This is a genomic window from Haloarchaeobius pelagicus (genome assembly GCF_051207375.1).
Classification (GTDB): domain Archaea; phylum Halobacteriota; class Halobacteria; order Halobacteriales; family Natrialbaceae; genus Haloarchaeobius.
This window is the reverse complement of the sequence record NZ_JBPJZD010000003.1, coordinates 349,424-369,017: the sequence shown is the minus strand read 5'-3', so window position 1 is coordinate 369,017 and position 19,594 is coordinate 349,424. Positions and strand designations below refer to the sequence as shown.

12 protein-coding genes and 2 pseudogenes are annotated in these 19,594 nt (G+C 59.2%); 6 read left to right on the top strand and 8 right to left on the bottom strand.

Annotated features, from left to right (window positions below; all coding sequences use genetic code 11):
- Positions 1–213: 213 nt before the first annotated feature.
- On the bottom strand, positions 214–1,704 hold the full coding sequence (locus ACSC1S_RS19815; protein WP_435365819.1) for a sulfatase-like hydrolase/transferase: 1,491 nt from the start codon (positions 1,702–1,704) through the stop codon (positions 214–216).
- 19 nt (positions 1,705–1,723) lie between these two features.
- Positions 1,724–1,822, bottom strand: a pseudogene (locus ACSC1S_RS19810) (IS1595 family transposase); the annotation flags it as partial.
- Positions 1,823–1,910: 88 nt separating this feature from the next.
- Here ACSC1S_RS19810 and ACSC1S_RS19805 point away from each other — a divergent pair.
- The 4 genes and pseudogenes from ACSC1S_RS19805 to glmU all read left to right on the top strand — a co-directional run.
- Positions 1,911–2,144: pseudogene (locus tag ACSC1S_RS19805) on the top strand (IS630 family transposase); the annotation flags it as partial.
- Positions 2,145–2,213: 69 nt separating this feature from the next.
- Entirely contained in the window at positions 2,214–3,407 is a 1,194-nt protein-coding gene (locus tag ACSC1S_RS19800) for a sugar phosphate nucleotidyltransferase (protein ID WP_435365818.1), read from the top strand.
- Positions 3,408–3,428: 21 nt separating this feature from the next.
- Positions 3,429–5,240, top strand: coding sequence for a glutamine--fructose-6-phosphate transaminase (isomerizing) (glmS, locus tag ACSC1S_RS19795; RefSeq protein ID WP_435365817.1), 1,812 nt, complete (start codon positions 3,429–3,431; stop codon positions 5,238–5,240).
- Between the two features lie 48 nt (positions 5,241–5,288).
- On the top strand, positions 5,289–6,485 hold the full coding sequence (glmU, locus tag ACSC1S_RS19790) for a bifunctional sugar-1-phosphate nucleotidylyltransferase/acetyltransferase (RefSeq protein WP_435365816.1): 1,197 nt from the start codon (positions 5,289–5,291) through the stop codon (positions 6,483–6,485).
- Positions 6,486–6,536: 51 nt separating this feature from the next.
- On the opposite strand, the gene ACSC1S_RS19785 is transcribed toward glmU, so the two are convergent.
- From ACSC1S_RS19785 to ACSC1S_RS19770, 4 genes are all read right to left on the bottom strand, one after another.
- Positions 6,537–8,177 (bottom strand): sodium/phosphate symporter, encoded by a 1,641-nt coding sequence (locus ACSC1S_RS19785; protein ID WP_435365815.1) that lies wholly within the window; start codon positions 8,175–8,177, stop codon positions 6,537–6,539.
- Positions 8,178–8,759: 582 nt separating this feature from the next.
- Positions 8,760–9,041 carry a hypothetical protein gene (locus ACSC1S_RS19780; RefSeq protein WP_435365814.1) on the bottom strand — a complete coding sequence of 94 codons (282 nt, stop codon included), beginning with the start codon at positions 9,039–9,041 and terminating at the stop codon, positions 8,760–8,762.
- 348 nt (positions 9,042–9,389) lie between these two features.
- Positions 9,390–10,550, bottom strand: coding sequence for an outer membrane protein assembly factor BamB family protein (locus ACSC1S_RS19775; protein WP_435365813.1), 1,161 nt, complete (start codon positions 10,548–10,550; stop codon positions 9,390–9,392).
- Between the two features lie 433 nt (positions 10,551–10,983).
- Entirely contained in the window at positions 10,984–11,973 is a 990-nt protein-coding gene (locus ACSC1S_RS19770; RefSeq protein ID WP_435365812.1) for an MBL fold metallo-hydrolase, read from the bottom strand.
- Positions 11,974–12,362: 389 nt separating this feature from the next.
- On the opposite strand from ACSC1S_RS19770, the gene ACSC1S_RS19765 reads away from it, so the two are divergent.
- On the top strand, positions 12,363–13,835 hold the full coding sequence (locus tag ACSC1S_RS19765; protein WP_435365811.1) for a S8 family peptidase: 1,473 nt from the start codon (positions 12,363–12,365) through the stop codon (positions 13,833–13,835).
- Between the two features lie 285 nt (positions 13,836–14,120).
- Positions 14,121–14,603, top strand: coding sequence for a hypothetical protein (locus ACSC1S_RS19760; RefSeq protein ID WP_435365810.1), 483 nt, complete (start codon positions 14,121–14,123; stop codon positions 14,601–14,603).
- Between the two features lie 941 nt (positions 14,604–15,544).
- Here the strand turns inward: ACSC1S_RS19760 and ACSC1S_RS19755 are convergent.
- On the bottom strand, positions 15,545–19,042 hold the full coding sequence (locus tag ACSC1S_RS19755) for an ATP-binding protein (RefSeq protein ID WP_435365809.1): 3,498 nt from the start codon (positions 19,040–19,042) through the stop codon (positions 15,545–15,547).
- A gap of 107 nt (positions 19,043–19,149) precedes the next feature.
- Positions 19,150–19,578, bottom strand: coding sequence for a DUF5518 domain-containing protein (locus ACSC1S_RS19750; RefSeq protein ID WP_435365808.1), 429 nt, complete (start codon positions 19,576–19,578; stop codon positions 19,150–19,152).
- Positions 19,579–19,594: the final 16 nt, after the last annotated feature.

The following is a 19,594-nucleotide window of genomic DNA, read 5'->3' as shown; positions in this document are numbered from 1 at the left end:
GGCTCAAACAAACAGAATGATAGTTAATTGTTTCCACAAATTTTGGGTGAGCAGTCGGTTGACCGTCCGTAAGAGGATTGCGGTGTTCGTTCATTACTATAACTTTTCTCGATCAGATCAATCGCTTGGCGGTCGAACTCCAAGTCAGGAGATTAATGAAACCGTTTCGGTCTTCCATGTCTGTCAGCCAAACTGTCGACAGACGCTCGGGAGTTACGCGTAACCGAGGTCAGAAAGACGCTCCTTTACAGAATCGTCGACGCTGTCCTGAGATCCCCTCAGAACATCTGTTGACTGGAATTGTCCGAACGCCGTATCGACAATGTTTTCAGCATCGACCTCGGTACCGATTACATTTCCTTGGCTGTCAATTTCAATTGTCTCCTTAGATTCTCCACATTTCATGTGTTTTAATATTGTCTCTTTCTCCGTTTTATTGTAAACAACACGGGCATCGTGCCAATACGGTTCCATCTGCTCCTCTGTAAGTGACTTGCGGGCACGTTCCGCTGAGTACTCATCGAGTCCTGCCATTGACGCCACTACGTCGTGATGATCAAACGATGGTTCGTCGCCATCGAGTAACTGCTTCACAGCTGCTGGGAACGACGTTAGGCTTACTGGCTTGGCGATCTCTTCTTTGCGTTTTTGCTGCGGCGCTTTCACCAGCAGTGGGACATGGAGTAGTGGTTCATCTATACCCCCGCCGACTCCGTGTCCAGAGCACGGCATGTCCCGAATATAGCTTCTTTCACCGAACCCTTCCCCGTGGTCAGCAGTGATTACCACCAGGGTGTCCTCCAACATCGATTTTTGTTTCAGGCCTTCAATAATGCATTTTACAGCCGTATCCGCCTGTCGGATGGTGCAGTCGTAAAGCGATTCGATATCTTCCAGCCGGTCCATTTTATCTTCTGCAATTGCGCCCCAGCCGAGCGGAAGGTCATACATCTCTGAGATGAGCGCCTCGTTGCCCCAGAGATTGTGTTCAGGGCGGGGATGGTATGGATAGTGTGTGTCCATCAGGTTAACACACGCTGCCCAAGGTGCATCATCGGGAATCCACGAGAGGAATTCATTGACGAACAGGTCGCCATCCATATCCTCCGGCTTAAACCACTTAGGAATTGCCCAGGGCATTAAAGCATTCGCTTGCAGTATGACAGCATTGACTATCGACCGGACTGGTGTTCGGCTCTTGAGGGTTTCTTGAAGGAACCCGGAGATATCGACACCATCGTTCGTTTTGAAAGAGTAAGGGTCTACAGCCCCCGGAAATGGGAGTCGAGCAGTTCGGCCATCACAGACGGTATCAAATGCGGATTGAAGCCCGACATCTAACTCCGTGAGATACAGGTTTGAGGAAAACACACCCGTTCCATAGCCGTACTCACCTGCGAGGTGCTCCCAAATAGTGTGGCCCGTTGAGAGTGCATGCCCACGATTTGTCAATCCGTGTTCGACCGCGTGCATTCCGGTGAACATGCTTGCGTGGCTGGTGATGCTCTTTGGCGCTGGTGCTATTGCATGACTGTACCTCGTTGCCGATTCAGCGAAATCCTCCAAGAATGGTGTCGTCTGCCGATTGTAGCCATGAAGTGAGGTGTTGGCCGCGCGGACGCCATCTAGGATTACTAACAACACGTTCGGCCGCTGGGTCATATCGTATCCGACGTGGGTGCCTACACTAAAGATTTTGCTCATGTGTAGGACATTGTTGATTTTAATGAGTCGATTTGACAGCGTGTCTGAGTACTTCTCGACCGAGTTTGACAAAGAGCTCGCTCAGTAGTTGAAAAGCACGGAAATACTGTGTCAACTTGGAAGTCTCTGATACGGCGAGAATTTAAGTGATATAATTTAAACAAACCTTAATAATATTGTAAATATTACCTTTATAAAAAACGTGTTTTTTGGTATCGGCCATTACGAACCTGGCGGTCTGTGAAAACCTCATCGTCGTGATGTTACCAGTGTATTCTCCGGAGCCAAATCCAGTCGAGGAGTGATAAAGACAGTTGCAACAACTTCTCAACAATTGTTTCTTTGACTCACTTGAGGAATCCACGACAGCAATTGATATTGCTCTCGTCCAGCCCTTCTTCCAAAAAGTGGGGAATTATATCCAGAATTATCCTCAATGAATCTATATAACAACATGTCTTTTATGTGCCATACGCCATATATAAAGTGCGAAACAAACAACTACCATTATGAAACTGGATTCCGCTGTCGTTCTTGCCGCGGGAGAGGGGAACCGTCTCCGCCCCTTGACTAGCCATCGCCCGAAACCCATGCTCCCCGCAGCAAACCGTCCAATTATTGAATACGTTCTCGATGCGCTAGTGGGTGCCGGAATTAATAATCTTCACATTGTCGTAGGCTACAAACGGGACCGTGTACAGAATCACTTCGGTCCCTCGTACAGGGGTTGCCCTCTAGAATACCATAGACAATCTAAACAACTCGGGAGCGGCCATGCTCTTCTCCAAGCTCGTCATGCGGTTGACTCAGACTTTCTGGTTGTTAACGGAGATGAGATCCTTACTGAAGAACTCGTGTCTGCTGTTCTTGATAAACATAGTTATAGTGACATGGCGACTATGGCCATTCTGGAGAGTAAACAGGCTGCGCAATATGGCGCTGTACGTGTTGAGGGTGACAGGGTTACCGATATAGATGAAAATCCTCAAAGTGATGAATATCATTTATTGAACCGTGGTGTATACGCATTTGGGCCCTCTATATTTTCTGTATTAGAGAATGCAGCAAATAATTCTCGTAGCTTAGCCTTGCCTGACGCGATCGAGATATTAATTGAAGGAGATAGTACCGTCCGTGGCGTTGTCACAGATGGAATTTGGAGCGAAGCCACATACCCTTGGAATCTACTTACAGTTGCTCGGGATATCTTATCAGAGGAAATGATACAGGAACCCGAATGTGATAACCGTATCTGGGTTGCAGAAGGAGCACAAGTACATGACAGTGTAGTCGTTCGCCCACCTGTTGTGATAAGCAACGATGTGGAAGTCGGTCCAAACGCAGTAATTGGGCCTTTTGCGTCTATCGGTGAGAACGTCACTATCGAATCTGGGGCAGTCGTTGAAGACTCGGTCATAGACTCAGACACTCGCATTGGAGTCAATGCGACAGTTATACAAACGGTAACTGGACAGGGTGCGGAAATTTCCGATGGCGTCACAATACCGTCTGGACCTGGAGATGTCCGTATCGGGACGAGAGTTCACGAAGACATCGATTTGGGGTGTGTTGTTGCTGACAGAGCATCCCTGGGTGGGGCAGCTTCTGTCTCTCCTGGAGTGCTACTTGGCACGGCCGTAACAATTAACTCCGGGGCGCATGTGACAGAGAATGTAAATGACGGATCGGAGGTTAAACGGTAGGGGCCATGGGGGAGAGCGATAATGTGCGGCATCATAGGCTGCATCGGACATGACGACGAGACTGTAGATGTGCTCTTAAACGGACTCTCAAATCTCGAGTACCGTGGGTACGATTCCGCCGGCATCGCCCTGAAGCAAGACGGTATCGACATCAGAAAACGGGAAGGGGAACTCGACGAACTCCGCCGTAGCGTCAGGCGCGACAGCGACTCGCTCGCTGGTAGCTTCGGCATCGGTCACACCCGATGGAGTACACACGGGCCACCATCCGATGAGAACTCGCACCCGCATTCAGATTCGCTGGGTCGGGTCGCAGTCGTCCACAACGGGATCATCGAGAACTACCAGGCGATTCGTGACGAACTCCGGAGCGAGGGTATCCCGTTCACTAGCGACACCGACTCGGAAGTTGTTCCGCATCTCATCGCGCGGAACCTCGAACAGGGGGCTGACGCCGAGGAGGCCGTGCGAGCTGCGGTCGACCGACTGGAAGGCAGTTACGCGCTAGCAGTCATCGTCCAGGGGACGGACAAGATCTTCGCGACGCGAAGTGACTCACCGCTTGTCCTCGGGATCGGTGACGGTGCGTGTTATCTCGCAAGCGACGTTCCTGCGTTCCTCGACTACACTCGCGATGTCGTCTACCTCGACGACGATGAGTTCGTTACGCTGACCGAGGACGACTGGTCCATCACCGACCTGAATGGAGATCCGGTCCGAAAGACGGTCCAGACGGTCGACTGGACGGCTGAAGAGACCGGCAAGAGTGGATACGACCACTTCATGCTCAAGGAAATATTTGAGCAGCCCACCTCGCTGCGTCAGTGTCTCAGTGGACGCGTCGATGAGCTGGACCGCCGAATCACCGTGGAGGAACTCGACGACCTTGGAGAGCCGGACGTCGTCCAGTTCGTCGCGTGCGGCACGTCCTATCACGCGGCGCTCTACGGTGCAGAACTCCTCCGTGATGCAGGCATTAACGCCCGCGCCTACCTCGCTAGCGAGTACGCGACCTCACCGGCCCCGGTCAGTCCGGAGACGCTGGTCGTCGGTGTTACCCAGAGCGGGGAGACAGCAGACACACTGAGCGCCCTGCGTGAGGCGCGCAATCGGGGTGCCGATACCCTGGCACTGACGAACGTCGTTGGAAGTACTGCGGCGCGCGAATGCAAGCACGTTCTCTACATCCGGGCCGGCCCGGAGATCGGTGTCGCGGCAACCAAGACGTTCTCCTCGCAGCTCGTCTCGCTGAACCTGCTAGTCGAGCACATCACTGGGAGAGCACAGGTCGACCAATCTCGGGAGTTCCTCAGTGCACTCCGTGACCTTCCGAACGACCTCCAGCACGTCCTTGACGAATCTAACGCGCGCGAGATCGTCGACGAATACGCCGACAAGGACGCGTACTTCTTCATCGGTCGTGGGCTGAACTATCCGGTTGCCCTTGAGGGCGCGCTCAAGTTCAAGGAGATCACGTACGAGCACGCAGAGGGATTCGCCGCTGGCGAACTCAAGCATGGACCCCTGGCACTCGTCACAGAGAACACGCCCGTGTTCGCGGTTGTCACGGGCGATGGTGAACAGGCTCGCAAGACCCTCGGGAACATCAAAGAGGTGGAAGCGAGGGGCGCTCCCGTCATCGTCGTGACCGACGGCGAGAGCGAGGCTGAGCGTTACGCCGACCACGTCCTCGAGATTCCCTCGGTGCACGAGCGTACGGCACCAATGCTCGCGAACGTCCAGCTCCAGCTCGTGTCGTACTATATGGCGGAACAGCTCAGTCGCGCAATCGACAAGCCGAGGAACCTGGCGAAGAGCGTCACCGTCGAATAACCTCTGGCAGCCGGAACGAATTTTACGGTCGGCCGGGACCGGTCACGTATGCAAACTATCGTCCTAGCCGCAGGACAGGGAACGCGGATGCGGCCGTTGACAGAACAGTACCCGAAGCCGATGCTCCCGGTCGTTGGGAAGCCGATCGCCGCGCACACCGTCGAAGCCGCGGTCGAGGCCGGCGCATCACGCGTCGTTCTCGTTGTCGGGTACATGGAGGAGGTCGTCCGCGACTACTTCGGTGAGGAATACGCTGGTGTCCAAATCGAGTACGCAGTCCAGACCGAACAGCGCGGCACGGCCGATGCTGTGCGCGCGGCAGACTCGAAATTAGACGATGCTCCGTTCGCTGTCCTGAACGGCGACGCGCTCTACGACGTTTCGTCTCTCACTGCCCTCTTCGATGAGAAGCCGTCTGTCGGCTCGTTCCGCGTCGAGAATCCCAGTCAGTACGGTGTCCTCCATACTACGGACGACGAAACAACAGCCACCGGTGTTGTCGAGAAGCCCGCTAAACCGCCGTCGAACCTCATCAATGCCGGTGCGTATGTCTTCCCGGGAGAGGCTCGGTCATGGCTCGATGTCGGCGAAAGCGAACGCGGGGAAATCGAACTCACGGATGTACTCTCTAGAACGTGTGACGAGTACGAGGTCAGTGTGGTCCCGTTCGACCGGTGGCTCGACATCGGTCGTCCGTGGGAACTTCTGGAAGCGAACGAGTGGAAACTCGATGCTATCGCGAACGACCGGGAAGGCACGGTCAGCGAGAACGCCGAACTCAACGATCTCGTATTCGTCCACGAGGATGCAGAAGTCCGAACAGGCACGGTCATCGATGGTCCGGTGTACATCGACGCTGGCGCGACGGTCGGCCCGAACGCGTTCGTCCGCGGTTCGACGTACATCGGTCCCGATGCAAAGGTGGGGAACGCGGTCGAGGTCAAGAACAGTGTGCTGATGGACGGTGCAACCGTTGGACACCTTTCGTACGTTGGAGATAGCGTCCTTGGCAGAGATGTGAACCTCGGTGCTGGAACCAAGGTTGCCAACCTTCGCCACGATGACGAACCGGTCGAGACACCGGTGAAGGGAGAACTCACCTCGACTGGTCGACGGAAGTTCGGTGTCGTCATGGGTGACCGGGCGAAGACTGGCATCAATACGAGTCTAAATGCTGGTGTGAAACTGCCCATGGAGGGAACCACGAAGCCGGGTGAAACAGTACTGTCCGACCCCGATTCGTAGCGCTGAATCTGTCTCTACGTTCTTAGCTTCCAAGCCTGATTAGAACAGCCACTAACAACTCTGGTTATGCTCTTGTGGGACGACGACCACGAGCGGGTCTGCGCTCCCTGCCTGGTATACCACGTTCCGTTCTGTAAGCCATGACTCGTACTCCGTGGCTCCGATGGCTTGCGCCGCAGCTGGATACAGCTGTGCGCCTGTAGTGGTCCAGGAGTGCTGCCCTATTGTCGTACACGCAGGCGCTTTCTCGGTTCCTTCGAGCCAGCTTTTCACTCTGGTTACCGACCCTGGTTGTCCACGCAGGTCCTTCTCGTAGTAATTCCTCGTCACTCGAGTAATGTGATCATCACTGTACCACGTCCCAGGTATCGTCGTCGCGGCGAAGGTCGCAGTTTCGAACTCGGCAGGCGTCGTCGTCGCTTGATAGGAGAAGGTCTGCAATCCGCCAAACGCGATGGGCGCTGTTGCGAGCATTCCGACGAACAGGACCACACAGAGCGTTATTTTGAGTTGAGAGTATTCCAGTTCTGCTCTGAGATAGTTAGCGACACCGATGCCCATGCAAGCCATCACAGCGAAGTGGACGAACGTGTGCGCGCGAATCGCCGTTGCCAGGTACTCTGGCGTAAGCCCGGCAGACAGCGAAAAGAATACCAGCGTCGGTGCTCCCACGAGAAGCGCGAGCAGCGTAGGGCCGTGGCGCATGTCTCGTATAACGGTGTGGATGTTCAAACTGGCTACCAAGGTCGGAACTGAGAACAACAGGACGGCTAGCAACACCATCGGGGGCGTCTTCATCGTCCCTGGAAAAACCGGGATGAACAGGTTCACACCGAAGAGTATAATCCACGTGCCGAGCACGGCAGATGGAACCCATCGCTGGAGCCGTTCGGTGGTTGTCGTAATCCAGAACAGTCCGAGAACGAGTACCACTATCCACCCGATGAACAACCCGGGTGCCCCCGAGACACGCGATAGTTCAGCCAATCCAAGCGTCCGGTAGTACAGAACAAGGTACACCCAGAAGGCGAGTACAAGTAGCACTGCCGTAATCCACGAACGCGAAAGTTTGTCCCGGGCACGGACACCAACGACCGCAGTAGCGGTCAGTGCTGCGACTGTCGTGCTCAGGTTATGAATCAAGGGAAACAGGGCGACGAGGAGCGCTGCGATCCAACCCCACAGGTTTCGTCGGCTTCTGATGAACCGGTCCAGTGAAATCGCGAGAATCGGGACCAATAGCAAGCCAGCAACCTCACTGCTGACGGTTGCTGACCGCCGAAGAAACGGGCCTTCGACACTGAGCGCGAACCCTGCTAAGAATGCACAAATTCGGAGTTCTCTGTCCGGCCAGCTGTTTACTCGACCGATGCGACGAACTATCGCAATCGCGAGCAGCGCAGGAACGGAGCCGAGTATGGCAATCATTCCCTGTGCGACGTACAATGGTGGGACTCCAGTGACTGCACTTACACTCCCGAAGAAAGTTGCAAATGCGAACTCGTCGGCCGCGATCAAAGTCGGGTCTGTCGGTACCCTTCCGTGAGCGACGGTTTCTCTGGCGAGTGCAGCCCAGTGGATTCCGTCTGGATTGAACGGGAGTGGGCTCCAGTATAGTGGGAGGGTCCGCATTGCCACCCCAACGGAGAACACAGCGAGTGCGAGCAACAGATAGGAACGTCGTTTAGTCATCTGTGTCCTCCTGAAATACGTCGTCCGGCCCACACGCGAGTTCGAAGCGGTCCTTGCGCACGACTGGTTACCCCTGTAAATCTGTACGGTGGTTCACACGGGCGCATTGAGAGGGCCCCAGGTGATAGACGTAGTCGCGGCCGGTCATCGTGCCTTGATTTCAGTCGCTGATAGAAATAGGTGCTGTCTGTGCTGGAGGACATCGCCGTGGTCGGTTGGCAGTGAAAGAACCGATATATTGAGCAGGTTCTGGTTCCCGGCAGCATCGAGACGTGCATTCACTGACCCAGACCTTTCCCTGAAACGTCTGGGATGATGAGTCGCTCTAACAGGTGGTCTCTGCGATTCTCAGGTCGTTCAGGACTGGGAGAAGCCCCGCAAAGTGGCCTGTGCGGGAATCGACGCTCGAACTAGGACGGGCGTATGCTGAGAGGGCGAAATCCGGGGACAGTCGCAGAAACCAAGAATCGGCTGTCTTCGAGGGACTGAGAGCCTCTGGGTTCGGTATCCACGGAACCATTCAAACTAGACACCAACGAATTCCCCGGGAAAATCTTCAGACACGGTCCACGTCTATCGATTTCACCCCTGAAGAACAACCACTTTCGACGCTGGAAAGCCAGCATTGAAACCGTGTATACCCCACCAGCCGAGGATGCTTCCTCTGATTCCGTCCAGTCGACCACGCTCGACCGGGAGACACAGAATGAACTCTACAGCCTTCGCAAACGCAACGAACTCCTCACGAAACGTGTCGACGACCTCGACGATAAGCTCGCCTTCGCACGAGAAGACCTCGACAATGAACGGCAAGCGCGAGCGGAGGAGCAACTGGAGTTCGAACGTCGGATGGAGGATGCGCAACGCGAGCGAGAGCCTCCTGACCCGGGACAGACCTCGATTCGCTCTCGGCTATCGCGGATAATCGAACGACTCCGAGCATAGGGAACGCTCGAGAGACGAGGCGGCTGACCAACCGATATTTCGAGATGGCTGTCGCTGGGATGGTGTGGTCGGAGGCGACGCGGACACCTGGTACGTCGGCAGGTCGATGCCCGCCCCACATCAACGCTCGCCGGCCTGGTCGCCCTCATCCGAGAGGTCAACCCGGACCTCGGTGTCAAGGAGGCCCAGAGTATGCTCTTGCGGTCGCTTCTACCGCGAACGACACGAAACAACACAGCACCTCCGTGCCTGAGCCCAACTGCTCGTCTACCCGAGCGCGAACAGGTTCCCGTCGCCGTCGGTGATGACGACCATCCCGGAGAGCAAGGCTGGCGTCGCGATGATGTCGGTTGTCAGCTCGAGCCACCATTGCATCGTCCCATCCGTTGCATCGAAGGAATAGAACGTTCCGCTGAGTCCGACATACACAGAGCCGGCTGCGACGGCGGGGCTGGCCTCGGGGAGTCCGACGTTGGTCGACCAGTGCTCCGCTCCGGTCTCCCGGTCCAGGGCTCTGAGTTTCATCGATTCGAGTGTTCGCCCTGCGGTAACGTAGACGGCGTCAGCGACGGCCGGTGCCCCGAGCGTTACACCCCACGTCTGTGACCCGCGCCAGAGGGTCGTGCCGGTCTCGGCATCGAGAGCGAACGGCTGGTCGGCGTTGACGTAGACGACGTCGCCGACCACCGCCGGTGCCGACTCGATCTGTGCGCCGAGGTTGCGCCGCCATCGAAGCGCCCCGGAGGCGAGGTCGAGGGCGTACAGGTTTCCGTTCTCGTGGCCGGCGAAGACCGTCCCATCGGCGACGGCTGGTGGGGCCCGGAATCTCAGTTTCTCGGTTCGGCCGGCGTCGTGCTGCCACTCGACAGAGCCGTCGTCGATATCGATTGCCCGAACGACGCCGTCACCGCCTGCAGAGATCACCATGTCGTCGACGAACGCCGGGCCGTTGCTGCGACCGACCTTGATAGCCCAGCGGATGGCCTGTGTCTCGATATCGATCGCGTACAGGTGGGCACCACCACCGACGTAGACGACGCCATCGTGGACGACGGGGTTGTACCCGATGCCGTCGAGGGAGAGGGTCCACCTGGGCTCACCGGAGGCGAGGTCGAATGCTCGCAGCGTGTTCGGAAAGCCGGCGACGAAGAACGTTCCGTTGGCGATCACGGGGGAGCGGATGGTCGTCTCTCCGATGGAATGCGACCAGCGAACTTCGGGACAGGTCGAGACCCCCGTCGCGTCGGGGTTGTATCCGGTATTCTTGCTGTCGAAGTGCGGCCGCGGCCAGGCCCCTGTCACTTGTGATGCGGCCGACGCATCACTGACGTCCGAATCGCACTGCACCCCGGACGGTGTCGAGCGGCCGAGCCGGGTACAACCCGCGAGTCCACCGGCCAGCGCAGTCACCAGAGCACGTCGGTGCATTGGTCGTCTCATCGTTCCACGAGCTCCACCTTATACCTCAACGACATGACTCTCCTCGAATCGAGGGTGTCAGTTGTGCCTCTGGATTGGGAGCGGTCTGGCTAGTGAGTACACCGATCTCCGCTGAACGCAGGACGTCTGGTTGTTCAACGTCTCGTCCCCGTACGCGATATTGGGTGGAAAGACGCGGGCAACAACCCTGAGTGGATTCGTCGTGAGCAGGCGGCCTGTCAGGCGGGGCTGACATGACTTCACTGCCTGAGGCGTCGGCGCTGGCTCGGCATGCATCCGAAGTCAACGCAGAGAGGCGAGAGTGTCCGTGTGCCTCGACGTAGAAACCGCTCTCATCAGCCACGAACTCGACTTCCGACCCGGACTGAATACCACGTTCCCACGACGACTCCGGGCGGTCGTCCGTGGCAACAGCCGGACCCTAAAACCCGAGTTCCCAGCGTTGAGTAGTGTCCTTCTCCAGACTGTTACTTGCGCTCTCGGCGATTCGGTACGTCCGCCCCTCCGAAATAACGTCGCCAGTCCGCTCCAGGTGTTCGAGATGCGCGTACGCTTCTCCCGGGCCATGGAGGATGTGGATGTCTTCCAGTTCGCCGAAGAGCGCAGCGCTGACGTCCCACGTGTCGAGTGGGCCGGATTCGTCGAGCACGTTCAGCACGCGCCAGGCTCGTTCCTCGTGGTGGTCGATGATGTGCTCGGCTCGGCCAGTCGGGTCGTCGATGGGGTCACGGTGTCCGGGCCAGGCGCGCGTGTACTCCGCGTCCGAAATGCGCCGAAGCGCACGGAGATACTTCTCGAGCGGGTTCTCAACCCGCACGTCGGCACCGCCGACGTTCGGAGTGTAGACGGGGAGCAGTGCATCCCCGGTGAAGACGACCGAAGCGCCATCGAGCGTCGTCTCGAACATGCACAGGCCTGCAGCATGGCCCGACGTGTGCACGACGCGCAGGTCGTGGTCGTTCACAGTGAAGATGTCACCGTCTTCCATCGTGGTGACCTCGGGTGCCTGAATCGTCGTCGGGTCGACCATCCGCTCTCGGAGCACTGCCTGTTTCGGCTCGGGGATACCCCACTCGTCGAAATACCGCTCCTGGGTCGTGTGGAGGCCATTCCACGCCTGCTCGTCTCCCTCCACGAGTGGGGCGTCCTCGACGTGGGCATACACCGTTGCCCCACTTCGCGATTGAATCTCCCCGGCCAGTCCAGTGTGGTCCGGGTGCCAGTGCGTCAGAAAGACGCGGTCGATATCCTCGATGGTGACTCCGTGTTCTTCGAGAGCCGCTTCCAGCTGCGTCCGTGTCGCGTCCATCCAGTCGCCAGTGTCGATGAGCACCGTCTCGGGCCCATCGTGGAACAGGTAGGCGTTGTTGTTCCCCTCGAACGCAGCGTTCGACAGCGTGAGGCGCTCCATACTCAGTCCTAACCTGCTGCTGTCGTTTGAGTGTATCGTGCAGGACCTGGTTCGACAAACCGGCAGTCCAGTGTTGCCCCGGCCCGGACCGGCAACGACTACTCTCGCCTCTACCTCCCCATGCCATGTGAAACGCACCGGGCCGTCCTCTCTGGCCTCGGTGTCGGTGCGATTGGCGTCAACCCGAGGACTGAGTAAATGATGGAAAGTCAACTGGTCGGAACGACAGCTCGAATCCGTATTGCCGTCTCCAGATGAACAATACGATCGCCTCAGGCCTATACTCCGGAGCGGTTCAAACCGTCTCGGATCCCGGCATGTTCGAGAAGGGGCAATCCGCCTGAACGACCCTCAGATATATGACCATTCGCCAGTTACCATTGGCTGGTATGACAGACCATAGCAGACGGCGATTCATGAAGTCCGTAGCGGCCGGCGCGACAGCACTGACGACGATGGGTGTCGCGAGCGCGGCCGACGGCCGAGACCAGTTCGTCGTCGCGGTCCGGGGGAAGGGTGCGAAGAACCGACTCGAGCGAAGTGACGCAGACGTCCTGTCGTCCATCGCAGACGGGCAGGTACTGCTCGTCGCCGCCGCGGACGCGGACACCCTGCGCGGGACCACCGGCGTCGTCGACGTGCGCGAGAACCTCGGCTACCGAGCGGTCGGGCCAGCCGAGACCTCGACCGACGAGTCCACCGACGAGCAGTACGCGCCCCTCCAGTGGGACAAGAAGGACAAGACCACCGGAGCCTTCGAGGCCCACGACACGGCGACTGGCGCGGACCGAAGCGTCGCCATCATCGACACCGGTATCGACACCTCTCACCCGGACCTCCGGAACAGCGTCGAAGATGGGATGCTCTTCCGGGCTGACGGTGCATCCAGTCCCGACGGTTCGCCGACAGTCGCGGGGGATACGACCATCGAAGCCAGGTTCCCGGGCGGCCCCGAGATCGCGTCCTACACCTACCTGGGAGAGCCGGACACGCGCGAACAGGCGGCAGGCGACGACGTCGACTCCCACGGGAGCCACTGCGCCGGTATCGCGACGGCCAAACACGACGAGACGTCGGTCGGCGAGGACTTCGGCATCGCGGGAATGGCCCCCGACGCCGATGTCATCCCGCTTCGCGTGTTCTACTGGAAGAAGTACGAGGGCTATCCGTACGAGGGTGACGAGGTAACTGTCACCGCCCTCTGGACGACCGACTTCGATATCCTGAGCGCCATCGACTACGCCGGGACGATCGGAGCGGACGCAGCGAACATGAGCCTCGGTGGGGGGGTCATCAAGGGACCGTACCACCAGACCAAAGAGCACGTCGCATACCAGCGCGTCATCCAGTCGGCGGTCCAGCGCGGGACCGTCGTCACCACGAGCGCCGGTAACGCCAGCGCCGACCTTCAGCACGAGGGGTACTACACGCTCCCGAACAGCGTGCCGGGCTCCATCAGCGTCTCTGCGACCGGCCCGAACAACAAGCGCGTGTTCTACTCCAACTACGGCACCAGCGACATCGACGTCGGCGCACCCGGAGGTGGGTACGAAACGCTCGAGAAGACACTCGCGACGGATACCGAGTGGCCGTTCCCACTCAACCTCGTCCTTTCGACGGTTCCGCCGGACCTGAACGACGGGACGGCGTACGCCTGGTACGCGGGAACCTCGATGGCCGCGCCGCAGGTAGCTGGCCTGGTCGCGCTCATCCGCGAGGTCAACCCCGACCTCGGGGCCAAGGAGGTCCAGAGTATCATCGAGAACACGGCGAGAGGAAGCGATGGGAAGGGTGACGCCGACGTGGGAGCAGGCATCATCTATGCGCCAGCCGCGCTCGAAGCTGCGGCCGGGAGGCGCTGAGACAGGCCCGACCGAGTCCACAGTCCTGTTCCGGGTCGGCTGGTCATCAGAGAACCCCCGCTCATTTTGTCGACAGGGTGAACAAAACCCGGCTTTCCCCGGGGTTTTGGCGAACGTTTCCGGCTTCGTGAACGACCGCGAACCATTCCACCGCGTTCAGCAGCGTTCAAACCATTTGAAACCGCGAAAAACCGCAGTAGGAGCGTTCAAACCCCTGAACTACCTGAACGGCTCTCCCCCTTCATATCCCTCGGGCCACTGGGGTTCGAGTGGAGGCACCCCACAATGAGACTCTCCAAACTGACCGCGGTCGCCCTGGCTGCACTCCTCGTGAGTGCGGGCACGGTCGCGGCTGCAGCTGGTCCCGCGAACAGTCCCCTGAACATCGGCGACGACGACAAGCCGACCACCCCCGCTGACGACCATGCGAACGAGACAGCCGACGACCACGCAGGCGATGCGCACCAGTCTGGGCAGGCTGGTGACCACGCGAACGCGTCCGCCGACGCTGGTCCCGAACAGGCAGGCAGTCAGGGCCCTCCGATGGACCTCCCCGACGCCGTCCCTGACGACGTTCAGGACCGCGTCGAGAACCTCCACGCACACATCACCCAGTTCATCGACGGCGCGATGGACGCCACCCTCGGCAACGTCATCAGCGGCCTGAACGACGACGCTGGCAGTGATGCCGAGACCGGACCGAACATGACGGACGGTACTGAGACGAGCGCGTCGGCCACGACCACCGCTTCCCCGTCCACCACGTAATCTCGCAGAGACTCAGTTCCTGTTTCTTTTGCGTACCGCAGCGTCGAGAACTGGCACTGTCCAGGTCAGGCACCGACCCCGATGTGGGTCGGTCGTAATGTCCTCTGTAGATGTGAGGATGCTTGAACAGTAACCGGTGTTACGTTAGTACAATCTCGTAGATGCGAAGCCGATTCTATCAGCGAAACGGCTGTATCGTCGTGAATTTGGACCCAGTACGCCGCCAAGATGGTTCCGAACTCGATAACCGAGGTCGGTACGTGGTGAGAAGTCACAAGAGGTGCTATCGAGGATTCTCCGTGACGCCAGACCCAGCCGTTTTCTCCGAAAGGTTGCCTATGCGGGAGCGATGCGAAGAGTGAGAATCGAGGCCGATGTTCGAGGGGATATTCCGAGACGACGGAGGGGTCAATTTGGAACCGTTCAAAAGGCCGAAAACGGTGTTTTTGAAGCTCGTACCGAACGAATCCGGGCTGGCGTATGAACGCGGGAGGCCGGCGTTCGCGTCGAACACCGCTCTGAACATTCCGTCTCCTGTTCCAGTCTCTCGGTTTTCGCCGTACGGACCGTTCGATACGTACAGGTCTTTCAACATAACGAAACCGCTGAACCCCCCGAATTCGGGGCTTTCGAGGAGAACCATCTCGTTGGCTCACACGACCCCGGATGTACCCCCTCTCGATGCTCCCGAACTGCGTTCTGAGTACCGCCATAGCCACTCTTTCGGAGAAAACAGCTGAGTCTGGAACGCCTGAACCGCGCCTAGCCACCCTTTCGACCCCGAAGAAGCCATTATCAGGGTCAAAATGAAGTGCGGACCCCGACCGACCGGTTGATCAGCCATAACGTAACAGCTTACTGCCTCGTTACAGGGGCAGAGTATCTGAACATCTCAGACAATGGACTGTGTCTGGAAACCGGGGAGAATCCGGGTTGGTGAGTTATCGTTCTTTCAGCCGGCCGCGGAGATATTCGACGGGAAACACCTTGGTCATTCCAGGTCTGTCAATGCTAAACTCGTAGGGAGCTGTGCGGTCGCTGTAGGTCTTCTCTACGCGTGGCTCGCCTTCCAGGGGCTCTCGTAACGCTGCAAGGAGTTCGTGACCATCAGCGTGAGTCATGACGATCCAGATGGCTTCCTCTGGCTCGCAAGCCGCCATCTTGTCGTAATCATCTGGTGCCGACCGGCGGAGGTCGTGGTTGATTCGCTCGACTTCGACTGCGAGGACGATGTCGCCGTCACGATCGAGGCCTGCGATGTCCAGCCGGCGGTTTTCGTCGAGGTCGTAGTACGGGACGATACGGTCGACATCCGAGCCCGGGTCGTGGGCGTATTCCTGTTCAAGATAGCGAGTGGTGACCTGGACTGCGAACACGTGCTGGCTGGATTCCTGCAGGTCGCCCTTGCCGTGGCCATAGTCGATACCCTCGCGATAGCTCTCCCCGATCTCGCCTCGTCCATCGGGTGTAACGGTGAACAGGCGATGTGGATGATCGGTATCGTGGCTGAGTAGGCCGTCGTCGATGAGGTCCTGCACTGAATCGCTCTCGATGCCGACGTACTCCTGGAGCCGGAGCATGGTATCGTTGAGCAGGTCGTACTCAGGCTCTGCATACCGCAACTGCTGGGCGTTGTACACCGCCTGGAGGAACATGAGCTGGCGAACAGAGTACTGGGAGACGGCCATCTCCTCGGGCGTGAGCTTGAGGTTCAACGCACAGATTGGGATGTCGTCCGGGTCCACTGAATCGAGCGAGCTACAGCACTCGATGGCGCGGACCATCCCATCGGAACTCGGGTCATAGCGGTTGTTGCACTCACTGCAGCGCAGTGCGTGGATATCTTCCTCGTAGTCGACCGTTGGCGGCAGCCGCTTGGTATAGGGCAGGGCAGTATCGACGCGAATGCCGGCGCTGGATGCCTCGGCGTCGTCGACGAGCGGGTCATCGTCACCATTCGTCGTGCTGGGCTGGCCGAGCGCTAACCCGGCGTCTACCAGGGTTCGGTTCTCTACACCGATGAACGTCTCTTCGAACTGCCATCCTCGTTTCTGGGAGAGGCCAGCCCCAGCCGGGTGCCCTGGCGGTGGCGGTAACGACGCCACTGTGAACGGCCGTGGTTCTGGCAACCCGAATCCCGCCGGGAGTTTCACCAGCCACTGGCCGCGGCGCAAGGCGCGAAGGCGGTTCCCGACCTCGGTCGCGTCCATGTCCTCTGTCGCGAGCCGGCGGGCAAGTTCCCTATCGCTGGGGACGTTCCCCGTGACGACTGTGGAGACATTATTTAAAATCTCGTCGTAGACGTCGCGCTCTCGTCGTAACTGCCCGGGGAACTGCATCGCCAGCGTGACCGAACACCCGAAGCCCCGGGCCTGGGCGAGCAGTTCTTTCAGGAGGTCAGAGATGGCGACGCTCGCGGCTTCTTCGACGTAGAGGTTCACCAGCGGGCGCTCGTCAGCGTCCGCACGCGCTGCCCGTCGACGCAGGGCAGTCCACAGGTTCGAGAGGACGACCAGCGTGAGGACGCGCTGGGCCTGTGGCCGAAGCGAGCCCGTGTCCAGGACGATGACGACGTTCTCGTCGAGGTAGTCTGCAAGATCGAAGTGCGCATCTCCTTCCCCGGGGACGTGGTTGAATATCCTGGCCAGGCGCTGGTCGACGGGGATCTTCTCGATGCGGTTCGCGACGCCCTGCATGATCTCGTCGAACGACCGGGCCTTGTTCGCGACCACGCCGGCGAGCAGTTGTTCAAGCGAGGCATCCGACACGGCGGGCGCGGTCTGGCGCTCGTGAAGCTGGCGAACCGCGGTCTCGAGGTCGCGGTGGGCGTAGGCGTCGCTCCCGCTCACCGGGTCGTACAGTGCCTTGACGAGGTAACGGATGATATCCGGCGAGCGGACCGCCCGCTCGAAGCGTTCGACGCCCATGACCTGGCCCAGTATCTCGAGGTAGTGGTCGACGCTATCCTCGACCGCAGTCGTCCGGGGCACGCCCGCGGCGAGCTGGTCGCGGATATCGAAGAAGGAGAACGCGGGAAGGGTCTGTGAACAGTCGAAGTACAGCACGTTCTCGAGGTGGCCGTACCGTGCAAAGTGCGCCCGCAGGTAGTCCGTGGCCATCCCGTCTCCCTTGGGGTCGATGAGGATGCTCGCGCCGTCGGTGGCGCGGTGGTTTTCCAGCATCGCTGTGGTAAGCGCGGTCGACTTCCCCGAGCCTGTCTTCCCGAACCAGGCGACGTGCATGGGCTGGAGTGCGGGAGGCAGGACGACCGGTTCGTGATGAACCGTCCCGTCCGTGGTCAGGGGGTTCCCCAGGGCGAGCCCGGCACCGCGATATCGGTCCAGCACGGTCTGCGGCGGCTGGGGGACCGACCGACGTTCTCCCGGTGTGGCATCGACGCTTCGCGTGCCATCTGCGGTGAGGGCTGCCCCGTCGAGCAGGCAGAAGCTCCCGAGTTCGTGGACGTCCACAACCAGCCCGGGACTCTCGGGGCGACGCCACGGCATCTTGCTGAGACGCCCGTATTTCGGCTGGTACAGCGTCCGCTCGCGTACGTCCTGCAGGACCTTCTCGGCTGCCGACCCCGTCCTGACTCGTCCTGTGACCTCGTAGCAGGTGTGGCTCACGTGGCTGAGCGCGTCGGCGAGGTCCCGAGCCAGCGCATCGGCCGGTTCCTGACGCCGCTTCCCTGCGACGACCAGCCGGGCGTTCACGTCGAACGAGCGCCGTGGGTCACGCGACGCAAGCTCTTCGAGACGCTCCTCGTCGTCCTGGGTGAGTAGCACCTCCTCCGGAGCCCCGAACAGGGCGGTCGTGAGCTGGTCGCTCACGTGGTCGTGCTGGTTCTCGATGCTCTCGACCCGGGCAGCACGTTGCCCCGACCAGTCCGCACGTGGACGCAGCAGGATCTGGTACACCATCGGCAGTGGAGACTCGGCCATCGCCTCGACGATGCCGGCCAGTGGGACTCTCGCTGTGGCGTCGGTCAGAAACGACTCGAATTTCGTAAGGCGAGTCTGCCAGTCCTTCGGATGGCTGACCCGGCCACAGTACTCGACCGCAGCGAGGGCTCTGGAATCCTGGACGACGCGGTCCGGTGCCCATGTTTGCGAGCTAAACTCGTAGCCATCGGGAAAGAGACTCCGCAGGATGCGCCGCGTGGCGTCGAGCGCCTGAGTGTCGACGCCCACGTAGTACGTGGTCTCCTCGCCATCGCTGACGAGCAGCGCCTCGAGTGTCGGACTCGGACTTCCCCTGAAGCGGTCGAGGAAGGATTCTTTCTGACTCTCGAGTCGCACCTGATGCAACCGCCGGAACTGCGCCACGACCGTCTCTGCGTCGAGCGCCTCGGCTGTGGGCTGTATTCGAACGTACGAGCGCGAGTCGTCGGCCGTGACGGGTAGGCTATCTGTATCTGAGGGTGTGCGTGGGTGTGACATCTGGTCGCCGCGGTCTGGCTGACGAACCCACGTGGGATGATAGCATAAAGTGGTATGTCGTGACACACCCTGGCGTCGCCGACGGTTGACTGTCCGGGGTTCAGTAGCTACAACGCGTTTGCATCAGATCTCCATCGTGAGCCAACGGTGTTCGCCATCCACCCACCAGCTCGTCCGCATACCAGCCCAAAGAACGGAGCAACGCACAGTACCAGACCACTGGCGAGCACGAAGAACACGACCTTGGACGTCGGCCACGCCGCCGGCGACCCTCCTGTCAGGATGGATGTGAGCACTCCGACGACAGCAGCAAGGAAGCCAGTACGGAATCCGGCAGCACTTGAGTCTCTCGAGCGGATTGCAGCGAGGACTCCCGCGACAAACGCACCGAGTGTCATGATACCGCCACCGATAGTCGCCTCCGAATCCGGAAGCCAGTTCACGACGATAGTGATGGGGAGCGAAACGAGTGCACCGAGTATCGCGAACCGCCATGCAATAGACAGAGGCCGGACACGGAGGGGTGACGGGGACATTCGTGTCAAGAAATTC